The 21,767-nt window shown below is 57.1% G+C and carries 15 protein-coding genes; 7 read left to right on the top strand and 8 right to left on the bottom strand.

From position 1 onward, the window contains the following. Positions 1-668 precede the first annotated feature (668 nt). From DES29_RS06565 to DES29_RS06545, 5 genes are all read left to right on the top strand, one after another. Positions 669-2,636 carry a DNA topoisomerase IV subunit B gene (locus DES29_RS06565; RefSeq protein WP_113854638.1) on the top strand — a complete coding sequence of 656 codons (1,968 nt, stop codon included), beginning with the start codon at positions 669-671 and terminating at the stop codon, positions 2,634-2,636. 76 nt (positions 2,637-2,712) lie between these two features. Then, positions 2,713-5,421: a DNA topoisomerase IV subunit A gene (parC, locus tag DES29_RS06560; RefSeq protein ID WP_021994936.1), complete on the top strand. Its 2,709-nt coding sequence runs from the start codon at positions 2,713-2,715 to the stop codon at positions 5,419-5,421. A gap of 59 nt (positions 5,422-5,480) precedes the next feature. Then, positions 5,481-7,376, top strand: a complete 1,896-nt coding sequence (locus tag DES29_RS06555; protein ID WP_021994937.1) for a HAMP domain-containing protein — start codon at positions 5,481-5,483, stop codon at positions 7,374-7,376. Between the two features lie 67 nt (positions 7,377-7,443). Then, on the top strand, positions 7,444-8,802 hold the full coding sequence (locus tag DES29_RS06550) for an SH3 domain-containing C40 family peptidase (RefSeq protein ID WP_021994938.1): 1,359 nt from the start codon (positions 7,444-7,446) through the stop codon (positions 8,800-8,802). A 226-nt stretch (positions 8,803-9,028) separates the two neighbouring features. Beyond that, on the top strand, positions 9,029-10,846 hold the full coding sequence (locus tag DES29_RS06545; protein WP_016473932.1) for a flavocytochrome c: 1,818 nt from the start codon (positions 9,029-9,031) through the stop codon (positions 10,844-10,846). A gap of 115 nt (positions 10,847-10,961) precedes the next feature. On the opposite strand, the gene nth is transcribed toward DES29_RS06545, so the two are convergent. From nth to DES29_RS06520, 5 genes are all read right to left on the bottom strand, one after another. Next, a complete protein-coding gene (gene nth, locus DES29_RS06540; protein WP_021994939.1) occupies positions 10,962-11,714 on the bottom strand; it encodes an endonuclease III in 753 nt (250 codons plus the stop codon). 62 nt (positions 11,715-11,776) lie between these two features. Continuing rightward, entirely contained in the window at positions 11,777-12,418 is a 642-nt protein-coding gene (locus DES29_RS06535) for an RnfABCDGE type electron transport complex subunit B (RefSeq protein WP_016473934.1), read from the bottom strand. Positions 12,419-12,434: 16 nt separating this feature from the next. Beyond that, a complete protein-coding gene (locus DES29_RS06530) occupies positions 12,435-13,184 on the bottom strand; it encodes a ferredoxin--NADP reductase (RefSeq protein ID WP_016473935.1) in 750 nt (249 codons plus the stop codon). Between the two features lie 219 nt (positions 13,185-13,403). Further along, the gene (gene fdxA, locus DES29_RS06525) at positions 13,404-13,736 is read right to left on the bottom strand and encodes a ferredoxin FdxA (protein ID WP_005430667.1); all 333 of its coding nucleotides are present in this window, start codon (positions 13,734-13,736) and stop codon (positions 13,404-13,406) included. A gap of 286 nt (positions 13,737-14,022) precedes the next feature. After that, entirely contained in the window at positions 14,023-15,090 is a 1,068-nt protein-coding gene (locus tag DES29_RS06520) for an ABC transporter substrate-binding protein (RefSeq protein WP_113854633.1), read from the bottom strand. A 429-nt stretch (positions 15,091-15,519) separates the two neighbouring features. Between DES29_RS06520 and dinB the strand changes: the two genes are divergently transcribed. Continuing rightward, complete coding sequence (gene dinB / locus DES29_RS06515) at positions 15,520-16,638, top strand: DNA polymerase IV (RefSeq protein ID WP_021994942.1); 1,119 nt, start codon at positions 15,520-15,522, stop codon at positions 16,636-16,638. A gap of 46 nt (positions 16,639-16,684) precedes the next feature. Here dinB and DES29_RS06510 read toward each other — a convergent pair whose 3' ends face one another. Both DES29_RS06510 and DES29_RS06505 read right to left on the bottom strand, forming a co-directional pair. After that, positions 16,685-17,500: a BPSS1780 family membrane protein gene (locus DES29_RS06510; protein WP_016473938.1), complete on the bottom strand. Its 816-nt coding sequence runs from the start codon at positions 17,498-17,500 to the stop codon at positions 16,685-16,687. A 149-nt stretch (positions 17,501-17,649) separates the two neighbouring features. After that, complete coding sequence (locus DES29_RS06505) at positions 17,650-18,081, bottom strand: hypothetical protein (protein WP_016473939.1); 432 nt, start codon at positions 18,079-18,081, stop codon at positions 17,650-17,652. Positions 18,082-18,309: 228 nt separating this feature from the next. On the opposite strand from DES29_RS06505, the gene polA reads away from it, so the two are divergent. Next, positions 18,310-21,168, top strand: coding sequence for a DNA polymerase I (polA, locus tag DES29_RS06500; RefSeq protein ID WP_113854632.1), 2,859 nt, complete (start codon positions 18,310-18,312; stop codon positions 21,166-21,168). Between the two features lie 82 nt (positions 21,169-21,250). Here the strand turns inward: polA and DES29_RS06495 are convergent, their stop codons facing one another. Next, positions 21,251-21,709: an META domain-containing protein gene (locus tag DES29_RS06495; RefSeq protein WP_021994945.1), complete on the bottom strand. Its 459-nt coding sequence runs from the start codon at positions 21,707-21,709 to the stop codon at positions 21,251-21,253. Positions 21,710-21,767 lie beyond the last annotated feature (58 nt).

The following is a 21,767-nucleotide window of genomic DNA, read 5'->3' as shown; positions in this document are numbered from 1 at the left end:
TCCGTTTCAAAGCAATAGCTCGTGGCGTTATGATTTCTGTTTTAATTCAGCCACTATTTGGCAATAGATATCTGTTTGTTTTGATAAAATTCCGTTTTTAATCAGATCAAAGAAACGAAGTTTTTTATTTAATTATTATGTGAAATGATTGTTTACTTTGTGAACTTGATCTGAACAGAACTTTTGATACTCACATTGCGGGCATAGCGGTCTGTAGCCGGCAGTATGAGGCACGATCATCTTTTTACGGGCTTTACTGGTTAGATAAACCAACAAGCTCTGCATCATCACTCTAGTGCTGACAGCGCATTTGGGTATATTGGCGTACACCTTCAGTTAGCGTTGGGTCTTTTGAATGGGATAAGCCGCAAAGAAATGGCTTTTTTGGGTGTCAGCACGGATAGCGCTGCTATTTAGCCTGGTGACTGCAATTGCTAGAATATATATCTGTGAGTCTCGAAGAGGATCAAACAATGCATGGTTCTCCTCGCTGCTTCCTGCGCAGCAGGCTCTTTGAGTTTGCTTGCTGCTGAAGTGGAAGCACTGCGGAAGGCTGACCGGTGAAACTCGATCAACCTCGACTCTCCTTTTATTCAGTACTGGTTCGATCGGACGGAAGTAGCGCAAGCGCCTTCCTCTGAATCTCCGGCTGCATTTTGTTTGTGAAGATGGCGAAAAAAGAAGAATACGGCGTAGAGGCTATTCGCGTGCTGAAAGGGTTAGAACCTGTCAAGCAGCGCCCGGGTATGTACACGCTGACTGACAATCCCCTCCATATCATTCAGGAGGTGATTGACAACGCAAGCGACGAAGTGCTCGCGGGCTACGGCAAAAGAATCTCTGTTGAGGTGGCAGCGGACGGATCAGTGACGGTGGAGGATGATGGCCGAGGTATTCCTACCGGCATGCATCCAGAAGAACACGCGCCGGTGCTGGAGATTGTTTTTACGCGTCTGCATGCCGGCGGCAAGTTTGCCAAAGCTGATGGAAGCGGCCCCTACACGTTTGCGGGCGGCCTTCATGGTGTAGGCGTTTCGGTAACCAACGCGCTTTCCAAGCATTTAGTGGTGACTGTTTGGCGCGACGGCCAAGAAGCAACGATGGGCTTTCGCGACGGGTTCGTGTCTGAACCCTTGGAAATCAAGAAAAGCTCCCGCCCGAAGTCGCGCACAGGCACGCGCGTAACGGTCTGGCCCGATCCGAAGTATTTTGACAGTCCGGTTATTCCTGAACCGGCATTGGTCCGTCTTCTGCGCTCGAAGGCGGTGCTCCTTCCGGGATGCGAAGTGGACTATGTCAACAAAATGACCGGAACGGAAGCGCATTGGAAATATTCGGGAGGCTTAAAGGAATATTTGCTCTCGGAAATCAAGGGCGATAGTCTTATTGAGCCGTTTGAAGCTTCAGGCTTTGCTGGTGAAGATTCCGACAGCTTTTCGCCGGGTGAAGGCGCGTCTTGGGTGGTGGTGTGGACGGCTGAAGGACCGCTCACGCGCGAGAGCTATGTGAACCTCATTCCGACGCCGCAGGGCGGCACGCATGAAGCGGGATTGAAGGACGGCCTCTTTCAAGCTGTCCGTGCTTTCATGGATGCCCATGGGCTGCAGCCAAAGGGCGTGAAAATTCTCGCCGAAGACGTCTTTTCGCGCGTTAATTTTGTACTTTCAACAAAGTCGCTCGATCCCCAGTTTCAAGGACAGACGAAGGAAAAACTCACGAGCCGTGATGCAGTGAAGCTCGTGGGCGGGTTCGTACGTCCGCAGTTTGAATTCTGGTTGAATGACCATGCCGACGAAGGCAAAAAGCTCGTTGAACACATCATTTCGCAGGCACAGGCGCGTCAGCGTCAGGCTGCGAAATACGAGCGCCGTCGCGCAAGCACGGTGGCGGTATTGCCGGGCAAACTCACCGACTGTGAGTCAAGCGACATTACGCGCAACGAACTCTTCATCGTTGAAGGGGATTCAGCCGGCGGCTCCGCTAAGCAGGGGCGCGACAAGGAATTTCAGGCTGTGCTGCCGCTGCGCGGCAAGATCCTCAATACCTGGGAAGTCGAGGGCGGCGAACTCTTCCGTTCCGACACGATTCATGACATTGCGCTCGCCATCGGGGTGGATCCGCATCATCGGGACGGTGATCCGGATTTGAAGGGGCTGCGTTATGGAAAGATCTGCATCTTGTCCGACGCGGACGTGGACGGCTCTCACATTCAAGTGCTCCTTCTGACGCTCTTCTTGAAGCACTTTCCGAAGCTTATTGAATTGGGTCACGTGTATGTCGCCATGCCGCCGCTCTTTCGCGTTGATGCGCCGAAGAAAGGCCGCAAACCCGATCGCAAGATCTATTGTCTGGACGAGCGCGAACTGTCGCGCACGCTGGAGTCTCTCAAAAAGGAGGGATTCACCGAGGAGCAGCTCTCCATTTCACGCTTTAAGGGTTTGGGTGAAATGAAAGCTGAGCAGCTCGCGGAGACAACGCTGGCTCCCGATACGCGGAAGCTCCTCCCCGTTGCTTTCGGCAGTATTTCCGAAGCGGATACCCGAACGGTCATGCAAACCTTGATGGGGGAACGTCAGGTGACGGGGCGCCGCCTCTGGATGGAAGCCTATGGTGACCGAGCAGAGCTCGATGTTTAAAAACGGTCCCGAAAAAGCGGTTAAACGAAAGAAGTGAAAGACTGGGGCGGCATTGACGAACCCGTCTGTATGAAGCATGAAGAAAGACGATTTTGAGCACGACTCCCTTTTTGGCGACTTGAATGCTGATGTGCCGGAACTGGATCCGTCTAAGCAGTCTCAAGGGGCTCAGGCGATTCAGGAAAAGGCTGCGGACGACGATGCGGCAGAGGCTCCCGAAACGCCGGAGGCGGCAAAGGAGCCAAACGGCTCTGAACCGCCGGAAACGGAGGAGCTCGATGCTGATGATGCTGCTCCATCGCCAGACGATGCTCTTGAGGAATCACCCGAGGAAGCCGCTACTGAAGAGATGGCTGTCGGTGCAGCTACAGTCGGTCCGGCCGAAGAGGACGGGGCGCTCACGCTTGCCCGCTATGCTTCACAGGCTTATCTTGAATACGCCATGTCGGTGGTGAAGAGCCGAGCGCTTCCGGAAGTGACTGACGGGCAAAAACCTGTCCAGCGCCGCATCCTGATAGACATGTACCGGATGGGGCTGAAATTTGAGGGCAGAAGCGTCAAAAGCGCCCGTATTGTGGGTGACGTGCTCGGCAAATATCATCCGCACGGTGACCAGTCGGTGTATGACGCCCTGGTGCGCATGGCTCAGACCTTTTCGCTTCGCTATCCGCTCCTTGTGGCGGAAGGTAATTTCGGTTCCCGCGACGGCGACTCGGCAGCGGCGATGCGTTATACGGAAACCCGTCTCACGCCCATTTCGCAGCTCTTGCTCGAAGAAGTGGATCTGGGGTCTGTAGATTTTCAGCCCAATTACGACGGCAATTTTCAGGAACCGGTGGAGCTGCCTGCCAAGCTGCCGTTTGTGCTGCTGAACGGTTCGTCGGGCATTGCTGTTGGTATGGCAACCGAGATCCCTCCGCACAATCTGGGCGAAGTCGCTGCGGCCTGCGTGCGGCTTTTGGAGAATCCCGACGCAGATTTAAACGAAATCCTGGAGCTGATGCCGGCTCCGGACTTCCCATGCGGCGGTCAGATTATTACGCCTAAGGATGAAATACGCGCCATCTACCGTTCGGGACGCGGCAAGCTCCGTGTTCGTGCTCGCTGGCACTTTGAAGATCTGGCGCGCAGTCAGTGGCAGCTCGTGATTGATGAGCTGCCGCCGGCAGCTTCTGCGCGTTCGATTCTGGACCGCATTGAGCAGATTTCAAATCCGCGTCCCAAGAAGGATAAAAAGACGCTTTCGGCCAAGCAGCAGCAGGCCAAGAGCGCGATGCTTTCGCTGCTCGACAATGTGCGCGACGAGTCGGGCAAGTCCGTCGACGTGCGCCTTGTGTTTGAACCGAAGACGAGCAAGGTCGATCGCGATGAGTTCGTGAACTACCTGCTTTCGGAAACCGACCTCGAAAGCAATGTGCCGGTGAACCTTGTGATGCTGGGACTGGACGGCAAGCCCCGGCAAAAAGGCCTGCTCGAAATTCTGCAGGATTGGATCGCATTTCGGCTGGCGGTCGTTCGCCGGCGTTCAGAGGCGCGTTTGGAGAAGGTGCTCGACCGCATTCACGTGTTGGAAGGTCGGTCGCTTGTGCTCCTCAATATTGACCGCGTGATTGCCATTATTCGCAATGCAGATGATCCGAAGGCCGATCTCATCAAAGAGTTTGGCCTCACGGACCGTCAGGCCGACGATATCCTTGAAATTCGCTTGAAGCAGCTTGCTCGCTTGGCGGCCATTGCCATTGAGAAAGAGCTCGCGCAGCTAGCCAAAGAACGTGCCGGACTCGAGAAAATTCTCGGCAGTGACGGCGCACTGAAGCGTCAGACGGCCAAGGAAATTGAAGCGGCAGCCAAGAGTTTTGCCGATCCTCGCCGAACGGTGGTTGAAGAGGCCGAACAGGCGGTGCACGAAGTGCAGACGGCGGATGAACCCGTAACGGTCGTCATTTCCCGCAAGGGCTTCCTGCGCGCCCGTACGGGTCATGGTCACGACTGCTCGCTCATGAGCTTTAAGACGGGTGACGGACTCGAAGCGACGATTGAGTGCCGTTCGAGCAGTCAGATTTCGTTCTTGGATCAGGCGGGCCGCGTCTATACGCTTGCCGTCTCCGCACTGCCGGGCGGCCGCGGCGATGGTTCGCCGCTTTCGGCCTTCGTTGATTTGCCTAAAGGCGCTCAGCCGGCAGGCTGGATTTCGGCGGATCCGAATGCCGCTGCGGTGATTGTGACTTCCGGCGGCAAGGGCATGGTGCTGAAGGCTTCGGACGTGTCGACGCGTTTAAAGGCCGGCCGCGATTTCGTAACGTTAGGCAAAGGCGAGTCGCTTCTGCCGCCGATTGAACTGCCCCTTAAAGCGGCGCAGGGCGAGCAGCTCATTGCCTGCTTGTCGTCGTCCAATCGACTCTTGGTATTCCCCTTGAAAGAAGTGCGCGTGACGGCCTCCGGCGGCAAAGGTATGAGCTTCATGACGCTTGAAACGGGCGAATCGCTTGTATCTGTCGCGCTGGTTGATGACCGCGGGGCAATCGTTACTGGCACCGGCCGAGGCGGTAAAGCGCGAGAGGCGCAGATTTCCAAGCGCATCCTGAGCGGCGCAACGCTCCATCGTGCCCGCCGCGGCAAGGTGCTTGCGCTCTCTTGGAAGGCCGAACATATTGTGGGGCTGTCCCTTGAATCAACGGATTCCGCGGATGGGTCGGACACAGCTGGCGGAGCTCCGTCCGACAGCGTTAAGACAGACGACGGTTTGACGCTTGAAGTGGTGGACGAAGATCCAACGCTTATCTAATCTGCGGTTTGTGCCAATCTACAATTCCCGCCGAGCCGCAGGGCTCGGCGCAGCGCCTCATGTTCATCCTGAAGTACTTTAAAAGCCTTTCGGCTCGTCTTCTCGTTCTCACGCTTCTTTGGGTGAGCTTTGTTTCCGGGTCGATTGCCTGGACGATGCTCGTTAACTGGGAACTTGAGGCAAGCGCATCGGCCAAATACGCAGTGGGCGAACTGCGCCTTCATGCTTATAGAGCAGCGTATTTTTCGCAGACGGGCTCGTCGCGGCTCGATTTCGACAAAGAACTTCAGGCGATGCTCGACGGCTTTAAGAACGTTCGCAGCGGCGACAGCTGGAAGCCGCTCCTGCTACCGCGAGAGCCCGATATTGCCGACAAGCTCGACCTCCTTGAAGGGCGCTGGCGCGGCAGTATCGAACCCATGTTTGTGCGTGCGAGAGAGCTTGGGAAGCCTGTTGACGAGTATGCACTCAGCAGTTTTCTGGATGAAGCAACGAATCTTGCGCACCGCATTGAAGAGTGGCGAAGCGGGTATTTGTGGCAGCTTCGCTATCTGCAGATGCTCCTGATTGTGCTGGCGATCGGCAGTCTCTTTGCGATTATGCTTCTCCTCTGGCGCTGGGTGATTCGTCCCATCAATGAACTCGGCGAAGGCATCAACCGACTCTCCGGCGGAGATCTGACGGCGCGCGTGACGCCTCGAAGCGAAGACGAAATCGGGCGCATTGCTCAGGGCTTCAATCGCATGGCGGATCGACTGGAAGACCTCTACAACAACCTTGAGCAGAAAGTGGCCGAAAAGACGGCTTCTGTCGAGGAAAAGAATCGTCATTTGGCGCAGCTTTATGAAATCACATCCTTCTTCTCACAGCAGCGCGGCATGGAGGAGCTGACGGAGGGGTTTGTCGAACGCATCGTGCGCTATACCGAAGCAGATGCGTGTCTCGTGACATTGGTCGACGCCAAGCAGGGAGCGGTCAATATTGCTGCGGCGAGCGGATTGAGGCCGAGCGATATTCATGAAGCCGCGGAAATGGCTTTTGAGGATTCCATCAGCCGTACGGTGCTGCAAAAAAATTATCCGGTGCGCGTGCGGCTTGAAAATGATCAGCGGCCGCTCGCCGTCGTGCTTGCTCGTGCGGGGTTCTCAACGGCCTATTGCTTTAAGGTCCGAAGTGTTTCGGAGTCTATCGGCGTCTACATGCTGCTTTTCCGGGATGCGCCGGAACTTTCCTCGCAGATGATTCAGCTTCTCGAGAGCTTCTCGACGCATTTGGGCGTGGCTATTGACAATCAGCGCCTAATTGAGCGTGAACGACAGTTTGCGGTGGTGCAGGAGCGTCAGCTTCTGGCCCAGGGGCTGCATGATTCGATTGCGCAGGCGCTCTCGTACCTTAATCTGCAGGTGCAGTTCCTCTCGGAAGCCATCAAAAATAAAGATGATGCGCTTCGCGACGAGTCGCTTTCGGCCATTCAGACGGGTGTGCAGGAGTGCTATCAGGATGTGCGGGAGCTGCTCCTTAATTTCCGTGAACGCGTGCACAGCGAAGGCTTCCTTCAGGGCGTGCAGACTGTGATTGACCGTTTTGAGGGGCAGTCTCATGTTTCAGCGCGTCTGCGGGCAACGGGCGACGGCCCCAAGCTCACGCCTCGCCAGAAGCTTCAGGTGATCTTCATCATTCAGGAAGCGCTCTCCAATGTGCGTAAACATGCTCAGGCCACCAGTGTCACCGTGACGATCCAAAATAACGACGACCTTAAGGTGAGCATCGTTGACGACGGCGTTGGCATCGACAACGACGTGGTGGAGGCTCGCAAGGGACAGCATGTCGGCCTCTCGATCATGGCCGAGCGTGCAGCCCGCATCGGTGCGGAAGTAAAGGTAGAGCGGGCAAGTCCGATCGGCGGCACGCGCGTGACGCTGCTGCTGCCGGCTGCTGCCCGCGAAATCAGCTGATTGAAGGCTGTTTTTCCAAAATCTTTATCCGAAAATGACGGAAGACTCAAGGCGCTGGAGAACGAATATGGCTTTTGCTTCAAACCGATCGAGCGCGGACTCCCGCTTTATGTTGGGCGGGCTTTTGCTGACGCTGGCACTTGCCGGTTTGGGGAGTGAATCAGCCTGCGCGGCTGCTCAGCCTTCCGTTTCGGCGGACTACGCGGCCAACGTACCGGCGCCGGGAGAGGCCCCTTCCGAAGAGCGCGCTGCCGCGCTTTGGAAGCATTTTGCGGACGCCGAAGCGCTCGACTATCGAGTGGATCTTTTGGCGCTTCAGTTTGGTCCTGCGGTTTCCCGGCTTCCCGGAGCGGCTGCTGTTGCGGGGATATCAGCAGAACCCGCGCTGCTCGCTAAGTTCTTTGCGGCCGCTGCTCGCCAAGGATTGTCGTTTGAGTCTGCCGTGGATCAAGTGCCCGAACCGAAGTCTTTGGATTTGATGACTTGGGGTATTGTGAAAGTTGGCAGCGCCGAACTCATGGATCTTGATCCGAAAACGGCAGGCCGTACAGAGCGGACGGTGCGCACAGTCGTTTTGGGAGAGCGGGTGAGAATCCTGAAGCGGACTTCGGCGACCGCTTCAGAGGCCCCGGGCTGGGCACTGGTCCAGTGCCTGGACGGCCGGCTCGGATGGATTTCAGAAAGTTGGCTGGCGCTCAAGAATGACATGGCATTTGTGTCTTGGAATCGTCAGACTGCCGCAGTCATGCGCCGGCCAAACACAGAACTTCGCCCGGAAAACGGTGATGCTCTTGTCTTTGCCGGAGCGGGCATTCAGCTCTATCAGCTCGAACATCAGCCCGATTATTGGGAGGTGCTTTTGCCCGACGGCCGCAAGGCCAAGGCGGCAGGCACGGCGCTGGAGGATGTCTCTGCATGGCAGCAGCGCGAAGAGGAGCTTCGCCGCAGCAGCCCATCGGCCTATCTCAAGGCGCTTGCGGCTTCAGCCGAAGGATTGGTCGGCAGCAAAGCCGAAGTCTTAGGCGCGCCGCTTCCCGTCGTGGTGCTTCGCATGCATGACCTCCTGGCTCCTGCCGACATCGATCGCCTGGCACGTTTGGGCGCACCGCTCTCGGGCGAGCGAGACGGCGCGGAGCTCAAAGCCGGAGATCTGGTGTTCTTTGGTGAGCACGATGAACCGCAGTCCACCGGCATTTGGCTCGGAGAAGGGCGGTTTGCGGCCGTGGATCCTCAGACCGATCGCGTTGCGGTACTGAAGCTGAGTGATCTCCGCCAAAACGCAAAGAAAACTAAAACGCTCGGAGCGTTTCTTTGGGCCGTTCGCTTAAAGCCTCAGGAGCTTCAGAATCCTTGTCTGCTTTCCTCCCGTTCGCATCCTTTTTTTCAGACGCCGCCCGCTGAACTGAAGCGCTGTCAGCTGCGCTGACGCGAACAATATTGTCGTGATATGTATATGATGCTTGTAAGCATTTTTGTTTTCAAGTAGTACAAATTTCACCCTAAGCGTTAATCCCTCTGTTGAGTACGAAGGGTTCTGCTTAGCCTCGCAAAAGTTGAGTATCGGCAGCGCCGATGCTCACGCTTCTGTGGTCTGCGGATGAAAAGAACGGCGCCTCCTGCGCCGTCGATGGATCACAGAGAAGGGAGGAATAATGCGTAAAAGCATGCAATTAAAAGCGGTGGCGTTTGCCGCTGCCGCGGCATTGATGGGTGTTTCCGGAATGGCGTCAGCGAGCGAAGCGGCTCAGACCGCGCCGAGCACCTTCAAACCCGGCACTTATACTGCACAGGTCAACGGCCACAATGCGCCGCTCACCGTGCAGGTGACCGTCGGGAAGAACCGCATCGAAAAGATCGACTACTCCAAGAATCTTGAGACGATCGGCGTCGGCCGAGTTGCGCTCGACATTGTGAGCAAGAAAATTCTCGATCATCAGTCGGTGGGCGTGGATGCCGTGACAGGCGCTACGATTTCGAGCTTTGCGCTGATGCAGGGCGTCAAGGACTGCCTGAAGCAGGCGGGCGGCGATATGACGGCGCTCACGAAGCATGTTGAGCAGCATCCGGCCGTTGAAGCCAAGTATCAGGCTGATGTGGTCGTCGTGGGCGGCGGCGGAGCCGGTCTTGCGGCAGCCATCTCGGCCTATCAGGCCGGTGCCAAGCACGTTCTCGTCCTTGAGAAACTGGGTTTTGTGGGCGGCTCGACCAATGTGAGCGAAGGTGCGCTTAACGCGGTTGACCCGGTTCGTCAGGGCCGTCAGGGCATTGAGGACAGCGTTGCTAAGTTCTATGACCAAACGATCAAGGGCGGCCACAACAAGGGCACACCCGCATTGGTGCATTACCTCACCGAAAACTCCATGAATTCGGTCGATTGGCTCGAAGACCTCGGCGTCAAGTTTAAGGATGAGATCGGTACGGCCACGGGCGCTCTTTGGCAGCGCAGCCACTATCCGGCCACTCCTTCTGGCAACACCTACATTCGCACGTTTGAGCAGGTGATCGGTGAAACCAACGGCGCCATCAAAGTGATGACGGACACCAAGGTGACCGATCTCATCAAGGCTGACGGCCGGATCAAGGGTGTGATGGCTGAGAACTTCGGCCGCAAGATTACCGTGGATGCCGGTGCAGTCGTGATCGCTACCGGCGGCTTTGGCGCCAATATCAAGATGCGTCAGGAATTTAATACGGGCGTATGGAAGGACGTGAAGCTCGATAAATCCATCGGTTGCACGAACTTGGCCAAAGCGGCTCAGGGCGACGGTCTCGTGATGGGCAAGAAAGTTGGGGCTGCACTGATTGGATTGGATGATATTCAGATCCACCCCTGCGGCACGCCGGGCACGGGCCTGATGGAAAACATCCGCACCTCCGGGCGCAATCGTATTTTCGTCAATCTTGAAGGCAGCCGCTTCGTGAACGAAGGCGCCGCACGCGATGTGCTCGCCAAGGCCATCTTTGCGCAGCCCAAGGGAACGTATTGGATTGTCGTGAACCATGAGCGTTATCCGAGCGAAGACTGGGTAGATGCCAACGGCGCCACCATCCGCAACATGCTTGCGCTGGGATCCGTTGTTGCTGCACCGACGCTCGACGAACTTGCCAAGAAGACCGGCATGGATCCCAAGAAGCTCGAGGCGAGCGTTGCGGGCTACAACGCCGTCGTGGAAGGCAAGGCTAAGGATCCGCTCGGCTTCGTAGCCAATAACAAGGACGACAAGACTTTGACGGGCGGCCCGTGGTATGCCTGCCGCAAAGTTCCGACGGTGCATCACACGATGGGCGGCTTGGAAATCAACACCAAGGCGCAGGTTATCGGCGTTGACGGCAAGGTGATTCCGGGTCTCTACGCCGCCGGTGAGGTCACGGGCGGCATTCATGGCTCGAACCGCTTGGGCGGCAATGCCATTGCCGACGTGATGGTCTTTGGCCGTACGGCAGGTACGAACGCGGCGACGCTGAAGTAACTGCAGATCGTTTTGCCGCAGCTTTTTTGCGAAGGCTCTCGGCAATGTGATCCATCCATTGGGCTGCAGCGAGTAATCGCTGCGGCCCAAATTTCACAGCATGCAGTCAGCAGCTTTAAACCGAACGATCGTTGGATTTGGCCTCGGGGAGCGTTGGCTTTTTTTTCGCTCTCAGCTTTTTGGCGGGGGATCCGGGTTTTAAATCCGCCGCTTCTTCAGCAGCTTTGGCGAGCGCTTCAGTCTTTTCCGGCGCGCTGCAGTACTCAGCTACCGGACAGCGGATACATTCCGGATTCCGCGCTTTGCAGATATAGCGCCCAAAAAGCAAAAGCCAGTGGTGGGCATTGAGCAGATAGTCTTTAGGCACTACTTTGAGCAGTTTTTCTTCCACTTCCGCGGGGGTCTTCCCCGGCGCAAAGCCCGTGCGGTTGCAGACGCGGAAGATGTGGGTGTCCACAGCAATGGCCGGCTCGCCGAAAGCGACGTTCATGACAACATTGGCCGTCTTGCGGCCGACGCCGGGAAGACTGACGAGCTCATCGCGGGTGCGGGGTACTTCACCGTGAAACCGATCGATCAGGATGCGGCAGGCCTCAATGAGGTGCTGTGCCTTGGTGCGGTAAAGATTAATCGTCTGAACGTAGGGGATGAGACCATCCAACCCCAAATCGAGGATTTTCTGCGGCGTGTTGGCGACCGGAAAGAGTTTTGCGGTTGCAAGATTCACGCCTTTGTCCGTTGCCTGCGCAGAAAGCATCACGGCAACGAGCAGCTCAAAGGGCGTTGAATAGTTGAGTTCGCTTTTGGGATTGGGGTTCAAGGCGGCCAGTGCCGCCATGAAGGGTTCTCGGTTTTTTGCGGAGAACATAATGGGTCGGTCTCCTTGCTGCAGCTCCGAAGATTCAGCGTTCGGAGCCGTCACAAATCATTTTATTGGCGGGAACGTGCACGAGCCTGCGCCAGAATGTCCGCCATGAAGTTTTTCTTGGCGGCGGCCGCAGCGGCAGCAGCGGCCTCTGCCGGTACGTTAGACGCTGCTTCGCGTCGGCGTGCAAGACGGGCGTCCTCCAAGGCTGCCTGACGGATGCGCCGCGACCAGGCTTCCTCGTGATGACGTTTTGCTTTGCGGGCATCCTCCCGCGTCCATTCGCGGCCGACTTCAACGAAGTCAATGCAGTCCATGGGGCAGGCCGGAGCGCAGAGACTGCAGCCCGTGCAGCGAGCTTCCAGAACGGCGTGCAGGTGTTTAGGCGAGCCGCCGATGGCATCGGTTGGGCAGGCACGGACGCACCAGGAGCAGCCGATGCATTCTTCGGCACGAATCTGCGCGCGGGCAAACGGCATCTCCGTGCCGTATTCAGGGTCGAGGGCGACGAAGGGCAAGCCCGTTGCTTTGGCGAGCTCCGCAATGCCGCGTGCGCCGCCCGGGGCGCAGCGGTTGATGGGAGCCAATCCGTCAGCAACGGCCTGCGCATAGGCGGCGCAGCCGTCGAAGCCGCATTGACGGCATTCGGTCTGCGGCAGCAGATCGTCAATGGCCTGTGCCGAGGGTCTCAGAGGAGGAAGCGTCATGGTTTTGAAGAACGGATTACCAAAAATTTTCAACGACAAGCTGGCCGGGTTTGCCAAAGCGCGGGGATACGAGCCCGCGGAGCTTGAGTTCAGCTCGAGCGGCGGCGATGAAATCCGGATTGCCGCAGAGGAGAACGCGGCTCTCTTCGGGAGTAATTTGGCGTTCAGCAGCCGCTTCCAGTGCGCCCGAAGCGATGAGGGTTGGAATGCGCCCAGTGAGGTCGCCAAATCGAGCAGGATCCGTCTCGCGGGTCGTTGTCACGATGAGTTTGGGACGGCGCTCAAGCGGCAGAGCGGCGACGAGTTCTCGGGCGAGGACTGCCTCTTCAATTTGGCGCACAGAAAGCACCAGCACCACATCTTTCCAGGCGGCCCAGAAGGCTTCCGAGCGAAGCATCGAGGCAAATGGCGAGAGGCCCGATCCCGTGGCGAGGAGCCACAGAGTGCTGCCGCCCGGAATGCGGTCCGGCGTCAGGCTGCCTTCGGCGGGGCCGTCCAGCAGGACGGACTGTCCGGGTTCGAGTGCGGTGATTTTCGGGGAGAGTTTGCCGTCTTTAACGGCAGTAATGAAAAATTCGAGTGTCGGAGCTTCCGGCGCAGAGGCAATGGAATAACCGCGGATAACCGGCGCTGCGCCGGGTTCAAGTTCCATTCCGAGACGGGCGAACTGCCCGGCGCGGAAACTGTAGTCAGCGGGACGTTCAAATTCAAGGACAAAGAGCGTGGGAGCTGCCTTGCGGCGGCTCAGAAGCTTGATGGTCTGCATATTGGAAAAGCCTTTGGTCCGGGCATGGGGATCGACGGCAGCCGCGAATGTGCGTTTCGCACAAAGGGGTTCACGCTTTCGTCAAGAACTTGAAGATGTTTTCCAAATAGGGACAGAAACATTCTTGACGGGCTGCCGAAGTCCGCACCGGACAAAAATTCAAGATGCGGAGATTTTAAGCAAGAAAAAGCCCGCGCTTGGGCGGGCTATACGAACGGCTTAGTCCCAGGTTTTTTTAAGGAACTTAATTTTATTGGGGACGCCGCGCCATTCGTCAGCATCGTCGGCGTAGGGCTTGCGGTGAGTGATCGAGGGCCATTCACGGGCGAGCTCGGCATTGAGTTCGATGAATTCCTTCTGATCCTCAGGCACGTCTTCCTCTGCGTAAATCGCGGCTTCCGGGCATTCCGGAATGCAGACGGCACAGTCGATGCACTCATCGGGATCGATCACAAGGAAATTCGGACCTTCCCGGAAGCAGTCCACCGGGCAGACGTCCACGCAGTCGGTACGCTTGCAGCCGATGCAGGCTTCGCAGACAACATGAGGCATGATGAAAGAGGCTCCAGTTCAGAACAAAAACCGGCCTGAGAGCGCATGAAGCACAGGGCCGGACTGATTGAAGCCGTGAATTCTATCCTTTTTTTTCTTGCTGTGCGAATGCCTAGTGACTGACATTGTGTCTACTGGTCAGCCGTTTGTTGACAAGCGCAGATTGGAGAAAGGCTGCCCGCCGCACGTCGGCGGCAAGGAGCGGCGGGCAGTTTTCAATGGTTGGAGCGGCGGGGTTAAGGCTGTAAATATGCGCGAACCGCTTTAGGACGAAGCCGGAAAGTCCTTATTTTTGAACGTTGGATCGTTCAAGGAGGGCCTGCGGAAGCTCTAATCCAATCGATTGAGCAACCTTCAGATTAATGAAGGGCTTTTGTGCAGTCTGGAAACCGACTGGAATTTCTCCCGGCGTTTTCTTGCCTTCCAGAATGTCGGCTCCCATGGCTCCGGTCATGCGGCCGAGCTCGTAGTAGTCGACTGAAATAGAAGCCAGAGAACCCGCGCGAACAAGTGCGGAGTCGCTCGCTACGACCGGAAGCTTGGCTTCGGCGGCAACCTTAGCGACCGTGGCTGCGGCTGAAGCAATGACATTGTCGGTGGGGAACCAAAAGCCGCAGATCTTGCCCTTGAGGGAATTGAGTGCCTGAGGCACATCATTGACAGAGGAAGCCGAAGCTGTCAGAACCTCGATGCCGAGTTTCTCTGCCGCAGCCTTGAAGCGGTCAACTTGGAACTGAGCATTCACTTCACTCGGATTGAAGACGACGCCGATCGGTTTGGTTTTGGCAGTGTTGGGCGTGAGCGCAGCGATTTCAACGAGAAGATCGAGCTGAGCAGTAATGGGTGAGAGGTTCGAGACGCCGGTAACATTGCCGCCCGGCGCAGCATCGGATTTCACGACTTTGGCGGCTTCAAAACTCGTGACGGCAGTGGCAACGACAGGAATCGTCTTGGTTGCTCGAGTCATGGCCTGCACAGCAGGCGTCGATGAGGCAAAGATCAGCTGGGATTTATTGGAAACAAAACGGGTGCCGATATTGGCCAAGGTCGCCTGATCACCCTGCGCATTTTGGTGATCAATGCGGATGTTTTCGCCGTCTTTAAAGCCGCGGGCGGCAAGTTCATCAATGAAGCCTTTGACTGTAGCGTCAAGCGCTTCATGTTCAACGAGCTGCACAACACCGACGGGAATGGGTGCCTGCTGAGCGGGAGTTGTTTTTGACGCTGCTGCGGCATCGGCAGCGGTGGTTTTCGCTTCCTCACCGCAGCCGGCCAGAAAGAGCACTGCAGCGGCAAGAGCTGCCGCAGACCGGCGTGAGAAGGTGAGATGCTGGGCGGGATGGAGTGAAGTCATTGTGAAGCTCCTAACTTGAACGAAATAACTGAGTTGAAAGAAAGGGCGGTTCAAGTCGTTCGAGAGGGTGCTTCAGGCTGCAGAAGATGCTTTAGAAGAGCAGCGGCAGACCATAAAAAAATCCGCTCGAGGAACTTGGTCCGCGGCGGATCTCTTCGATTGATGTCTGGTTTTTCTGTCCACGACCTCACGAGCGCATCCGCCGCTGCGGATACGCGTAATAGGAGGAGGTGAAGGCGCGCATATCGTGTAAAACGACCAGGGCGCAGAGGACGGAAATATTCATAGCAATATTCACTCTATCAGGCCATTTAAAAAAACTGCTTAGACATTTGTCTTACAGCAGCTGACGGAAGTTGTACGGCTGAGCATTCGCTTCGGTGAATATGGGGTCTATAAAATCATTAAGAATGCCGGAATCTTTTTTGTATGCACACCGCCGACCCGCTTTTTCAAAACGACCTTTCGCGCCGCATCGTTCATGTGGACATGGATGCGTTTTACGCGTCAGTGGAGCAGCGTGATCGGCCGGAGCTTCGCGGCAAACCCATCGCAGTGGGGCATGCTGACCGCCGCGGGGTCGTGGCAACGGCGAGCTACGAGGCAAGACCCTACGGCGTACACAGTGCCATGCCGAGCTCAAAGGCCAAAATGCTCTGTCCACACCTCATTTTCGTAGAGGGCCGCATGAGCCGCTACCGCGAGGTTTCGGCAGAGATTCGGGCCATTTTTCACCGTTATACGGATCTTGTGGAGCCCATTTCAATCGATGAGGCGTACCTCGACGTCACGGACAACAAACTTGGCATCGAAACCGGCACGGAAGTCGCTCGCCGCATCAAAGCGGACATTCTGCGGGAAACCAGCCTGACGGCGAGTGCAGGCGTTTCCTACAACAAGTTCCTCGCCAAAATTGCTTCAGACTGGCGTAAACCTGACGGGCTCTGCACGATTCATCCCGATCGGGCGCAAAGCTTCATTGATGCCCTGCCGATTGAAGCCTTCTGGGGCGTAGGACCGGCAACGGCCAAGCGCTTTCGCGGAATCGGCGTAACGAATGGCTGGGAGCTGCGGCAGCTCTCCTTTCGCCGCCTGACTGACCAGTTTGGCGCTGTCGGATCCATCTTCTATAAGTTTGCCCGCGGCATTGATTTGCGGCCAGTGAGGCCTTTTAGAGAACGTAAAAGTGTGGGCTGCGAAGAAACTTTTGTCGATGACCTGAAGCACCCCGAGCGTCTTGCAGCGGCACTCTGCGATATTGCGGTCGAACTTGAAAAGCGCAGAAATAAAAATGGCTTTATCGGTCGAACGCTTACCCTTAAGATCCGCTTTGCTGACTTCACTACGAAAACGAAGAGCCGCACGGATTTGATGCCGTTTGTCGGCGCTGAACGTCTTGCCGCCGCGGGTCTGGAGCTCCTTCGTGCCATTGAGGTGCCGGCGGCGGGCGTCCGTCTGCTGGGGCTCTCGGTGAGCGGTGATGGCGGTTCTGCAGCTGCCGCTCGTGAAGAAACGCTCTTTGCCGAACTCGAAAAAAATGAGGCGTGAGCAGTGTTTACTCACGCCTCGGATATGGGGAAAGTATTTACTTCAGTCAGATGCCGTTAGCGGGCGGCGCTTGATCGGAATCCAGGTCGGTCGGCATTTCACCGTCCGGCCGGCTTGAGGCGAAGATGTCGCGGAACATCACCCAGATGCCAGCTTGGCAGACGGCAGAAATGAGGGCAATGAGGATCGGCGCCATAAAGGTGAAGAACATGAGGCCGCCCGCCGCAATGGAAATGGATTCGATCGTCAGAAAAATAACGAAAGCGAGTGCCGCTACGCAGACGAGCCAGACCAAACACGGCACGAGCGAACGCAGCGTGCCGAAAAACGAATAAAAAAGACTTTTGATGACGCTCTGGCGGTTCTGCACGATAAGGAGCGGCGCAAAGAGCGTCATCAGGAGAAGCGGCAGATAAAGGGCAAAGGCGGTGAGAAAAGCGCCCACGGGGAAGTGGGCGGCAATGGACTCAACGTCGACGCCCTCAGCCGTGATTTTCCACTGAGCCAGATCCGCCTGGCCCATCATCTGAAAGACGAGCATGTCGAGCTCCATCCAGATGCTCGCCAGAATGCCGACCGCAAGGAGCGGCCAGCGCGAAGCCTTGTCGCGGAAGATGGCGATCAGCGTGAAATAAACGGGTGTGCGGCCGGCGAGCACGTCACGCGCGGCAAAGCCGGTGAGCACGCTCGCAAAAGGCATCCAGAGGCTGGCGAGCAGCGTGCCGATAAGGGGCAGACTCGAGAGCAGTCCGCTCATCAGGAGCGAAAAAACGACAATTCCGGTGTAGGCGAGCGGCTGGAGCTTGAGCGTACGGCAGGAATCCTTGAACCAGGAGAAACCGAGCGAAAAGGCGGATGACATGGGGCGCGGAGCACTCCAACGGACTGCGGCAGATTGGGGGGCGGTCCGAGGAAAAGAAAAAAGGAAAAGTGTTCAGTAGAAGAGGGCGCCGGTTCCGATTGGCCCCGACGCCCATCTTCCCTCAAAGAAGCCTCAAAAGAGGCTCAAATCTACCAGCCAAACTCAATGAATTTCGGCGTGCCAAGCGTACCGCTCGGATTCTTGCCGGGCGTCGTATCGATCGGACGATCAGCCTGGTTTTCGATGCGATAGGGAATTTTGGTCGAACCCGGTGTGACGACGTATTCGGTGACATGGTTGTTCGGATCACGCACCGCTTCAATTTTGGTGCGCTTGTCATTGTTCTTCGGCGGAATCTGACCAGCTTCGCGGTCGCGGCGGGCCTTTTCCATGTCGGCTTGAGTCGGAGCAATGGACATGTCTTCCTGAGCTCCTTTCTGGGGGAGCTTTCGGGCCGGAGGCTCAGCCTGCACAGCTTCAGCGTCGCCGCCGTAGGGCGGCGGGGCATCGAGTCCGGGGGCGGCAGCAGCGGCTCCGGCAAGGAGCAGCGCGAGTGCGCCGGGGATGATGAGCTTATTCATGGTGAATCCTTTGGAGACGTTTCGATCCCATCAGGGAAAACGGCGAAACGACAGTCTTCTTGAAGCTATTGTGCCATTTCCTATGCGTAAAAACATAGTAGCGGACACTCGCAGCGCCGGCGGCAATAGTCCGCAACAGTTCTCTGCGAGTACCTGAGAACGCCCGGCATGGGAGAATGTTTATTTTCAACAGTCATTCTTCGTATTGCGCCTTGAGGCGACAACGCCATGTCCAAGCTCCTTCTGATCGACGGCTCCAATTATCTCTTTCGTGCGTACCACGCATTGCCCCCGCTCACCACATCGCGGGGCGAACCCTCGGGCGCTATCAAGGGCTTTCTCGGCATGCTCGCCAATGTTGCGCGCCTCTCGAAAGCCGATCGGGCGGCGGTGATCTTTGATGCGCCGGGCAAAACTTTCCGCCACGAGATGTATCCGGCATATAAGGCCAACCGTCCGCCGATGCCGGAGGATCTCAGAACGCAGATTGAACCGCTCCAGGGCATTGTCCGAGCCCTCGGCTGGCCGCTTTTAATCGTTCCAGGCATTGAAGCCGACGATGTCATCGGGTCGCTTTCAGCCATGGCTGTCCGTGCAGGCGTGGACACAGTCGTTGCGACGGGCGACAAGGATATGGCGCAGCTTGTCGATGACCACGTGGTGCTCCTTAACACCATGAATTCTAAGTTTTACGACCGCGAGGGCGTGATTGAAAAATACGGCGTGCCCCCGGAATCTATGATTGCGTACCTCGCACTCATGGGCGATAAGGTTGACAACGTCCCGGGCATCAAGAGCTGCGGTCCGAAGACTGCAGCCAAATGGATCAATGAAATCGGCGGCATAGATGCCATTCGTGCGGCAGCACCGACCATGAAGGGCAAGATTGGTGAAAATCTGCGCGCCGGGCTCCCCTTTATTGATGAAGCAGTCGCACTCGTTACGATTAAGCGCGACGCCGTGATTTCGGGCGCCGAGACGCTTGCGGATATCAAGGCCGTGCCGGCGGAGGAATCGGCGCTCGAAGCGTTTTGTGCCCGCTGGGAAATTTCCCGCCGTACGCTGGACCGGGCTCAGGCACTGGCCGCTATGGGGCTGGCGCCGGCGGTGACGGCCGAGGGAGCGGCAGCCTCCAATGCGGCGGCACGTTCAGCGTCGCTCTTTGGCGTTCCCGATGCTCCGGTCAAGTCGGCCGCAGCGAAAGGGGATGTGCCGGCTGCAGCGCTCCTTGACCGCAGAAGTGAAAAACTCGAAGTTCCGCGTGAAGGTCCTGCGCCGGAAGATCTTGAAAACCCCGATGAAACGGTGTGCCGCGAAGTGGCCGGCACGGAGGATCTTGAAGCACTGGCTGACCGTCTTCAGGCAGCCGAAGGAGTCGATGAGCCCGCTGCGGTCACCTTGCTTTGGGACGGCGTGCCGCGGCACGCTGATTTGGGCGGCTTGGCTTTTGCCTTTACGCCGCTCGACGTTTGGGTCGTTCAGCCAACCATTGAACTTTCGTCAGCCAAGATCTTCGAAGCCGTGAAGCCTTGGTTTGAAAGTGATGCACCGAAGCTTTTCCATGATGCGAAGGCTGCCATTCATGTGCTCGCTGCTCAACACATAGCGGTGAATGGTCAGATCGATGACGCGATGCTGATGGATTACGTGCTCGAGGCCCATCTGTCGCATGACTTGGTGCGCATCGCTGCGCGTGAACTGCGCCGGCGCATTCCCACTCGCGACGAGGTGTCCGGCAAAGGTGCCAAGCGCGTCGGGTGGCGTGAGACGCCGCCCGAAGATGCGGCGCGCTTCTTGGCGGAATCCGCAGCTGCGCTGCGCGCAGCCGGATCCGTTCTCAAGGCGAGACTCATGGCCGACGAAAAGCTTCTGAGGGTCTACGAAGACATCGAACGGCCGCTTGTCGGCGTTTTGGCGCGGATGGAGTCGGCGGGCATCACGGTGGATGCCTCCCTTCTTGCGCAGGAATCCAAGGAGCTCGGCGTGGAGGTTGAGCGGCTCGTTGAGGAGGCGCACGCTGCCGCGGGCCATCCCTTTAATCTCTCTTCACCCAAGCAGCTCGCACAGATCCTTTTTGCCGAACAGGGGCTGCCGGTCGTGAAGAAAACGGCTTCAGGAACACCGTCAACGGATGAAGAAGTGCTGAGCGAACTCGCGCTCAACTATCCGCTGCCGAAAATCATTCTGGAACATCGGCGTCTCACGAAGTTGAAGAGCACCTATCTGGACAAGCTCCCGACACTGATCGATCGCGACGGCCGCATTCACACCACCTTTGGTCAGGCTGTGGCGGTAACGGGACGGCTTTCTTCAATGGACCCCAATTTGCAGAACATTCCAACCCGTACGCCCGAAGGACGCCGCATCCGCACGGCCTTTACGGCGCGCCGAGGGTGGTCCGTCATTGACGCGGACTATTCGCAGGTGGAACTTCGCATCATGGCGCACCTTTCTCAGGATGCGGGATTGCTCTCGGCCTTTTCGCGCGGCGAAGATATTCACCGCTCAACGGCTGCGGAAGTATTCCACACGCCTTTGGATCAAGTGACGCCGGATCAGCGCCGCATGGCGAAAGTGATCAACTTTGGTCTGATATACGGTATGAGCGCTTTTGGCCTCGCGCAGCAGATGGGGCTGGATCGCCAAGTGGCGGCAGCCTATGTAGACGAGTACTTTCATAAGTTTCCCGGCGTGAAGCGCTATATGGAAAAGACTCGTGCTCAGGCGGCAGAAGACGGTTATGTGGAAACGGCTTTTGGCCGCCGTCTTTGGGTACCGGACATCACGGCGCCGCGCCCCATGGTGCGTGCTGCGGCAGAGCGAGCGGCCATCAATGCGCCCATGCAGGGTACCGCTGCCGATATCATCAAGCGTGCAATGATCGCTGTGGATGCATGGCTGCGGACAGAAAAACTGCAGGCGAAACTTCTGCTGCAGGTCCATGACGAACTGATTGTCGAAGCACCAGCCGAAGAGATTGAATTGGTAAAGCAAAAACTCCCAGAACTCATGGCCGGCGCGGCCAAATTGTCGGTGCCGCTCATCGCTGATGTGGGGGTAGGGGCAAGCTGGAACGACGCGCATTAAAGCGTCGATTCTCTGGCCGCAAAAAAAAACGCTCCGAAGATTGAGATCCGCGGAGCGTTTTTTGATAGAGCTGCGCTTTTACTTAGTCGCACTTGCCTGCGCGTTCTGGAAGCAGTTCAACGAGCTTCTCGCCCTTGTCGTTCCAAAGCACAATGCCCTCTCCGTCAGCCGCTGCCGTGATGTACTTGGCCGCACCAAGAAGGCTGAGGAATTTCTTCTCGACTTCCATGAAGGCGGGACCGCACAAGCGCATCGTCGTGGCGATTTGACCCAAATCGATCGTTTTGCCGTCCTGCTTCCAGCTGCCGAGCATGCGGTTGCAGCCAGCCTGCCCAGAGATGCGGCCGTCGGCGCCAAAGCGGATAGAGGGCGGGAGTTCACAGTCTTCGCTGGCGCCGTCAACCCACATGAAGGAACGATCCGCGAGTTGAGCGGGTTTTTCGCCTGAGAGCGGCTCAGCGCTGCTGCCGGTTGTGGCGGTGGAGGCGCAGCCGGCAGCAAGTGAAGCGCAGCAAAGGGCAGGAAGCAGTTTCTTCAGCATGGCAAGGTTTCCTCAATAAGGGTTGGATGGCAGGCATACCTACGTCTGACATCGAGTA

It is taken from the genome of Sutterella wadsworthensis (assembly GCF_003315195.1).
GTDB lineage: Bacteria > Pseudomonadota > Gammaproteobacteria > Burkholderiales > Burkholderiaceae_F > Sutterella > Sutterella wadsworthensis.
This window is presented reverse-complemented; position numbering and strand designations above follow the sequence as displayed.

Coding starts and splice junctions, on each gene's coding strand:
- parC (WP_021994936.1), top strand. CDS start 2,713: ATGAAGAAAGACGATTTTGAGCACGACTCCCTTTTTGGCGACTTGAAT.
- DES29_RS06510 (WP_016473938.1), bottom strand. CDS start 17,500: ATGTCATCCGCCTTTTCGCTCGGTTTCTCCTGGTTCAAGGATTCCTGC.
- DES29_RS06495 (WP_021994945.1), bottom strand. CDS start 21,709: ATGCTGAAGAAACTGCTTCCTGCCCTTTGCTGCGCTTCACTTGCTGCC.
- nth (WP_021994939.1), bottom strand. CDS start 11,714: ATGTTCTCCGCAAAAAACCGAGAACCCTTCATGGCGGCACTGGCCGCC.
- DES29_RS06565 (WP_113854638.1), top strand. CDS start 669: ATGGCGAAAAAAGAAGAATACGGCGTAGAGGCTATTCGCGTGCTGAAA.
- DES29_RS06530 (WP_016473935.1), bottom strand. CDS start 13,184: ATGCAGACCATCAAGCTTCTGAGCCGCCGCAAGGCAGCTCCCACGCTC.
- polA (WP_113854632.1), top strand. CDS start 18,310: ATGTCCAAGCTCCTTCTGATCGACGGCTCCAATTATCTCTTTCGTGCG.
- DES29_RS06545 (WP_016473932.1), top strand. CDS start 9,029: ATGCGTAAAAGCATGCAATTAAAAGCGGTGGCGTTTGCCGCTGCCGCG.
- fdxA (WP_005430667.1), bottom strand. CDS start 13,736: ATGCCTCATGTTGTCTGCGAAGCCTGCATCGGCTGCAAGCGTACCGAC.
- DES29_RS06550 (WP_021994938.1), top strand. CDS start 7,444: ATGGCTTTTGCTTCAAACCGATCGAGCGCGGACTCCCGCTTTATGTTG.
- dinB (WP_021994942.1), top strand. CDS start 15,520: ATGCACACCGCCGACCCGCTTTTTCAAAACGACCTTTCGCGCCGCATC.
- DES29_RS06535 (WP_016473934.1), bottom strand. CDS start 12,418: ATGACGCTTCCTCCTCTGAGACCCTCGGCACAGGCCATTGACGATCTG.
- DES29_RS06505 (WP_016473939.1), bottom strand. CDS start 18,081: ATGAATAAGCTCATCATCCCCGGCGCACTCGCGCTGCTCCTTGCCGGA.
- DES29_RS06520 (WP_113854633.1), bottom strand. CDS start 15,090: ATGACTTCACTCCATCCCGCCCAGCATCTCACCTTCTCACGCCGGTCT.
- DES29_RS06555 (WP_021994937.1), top strand. CDS start 5,481: ATGTTCATCCTGAAGTACTTTAAAAGCCTTTCGGCTCGTCTTCTCGTT.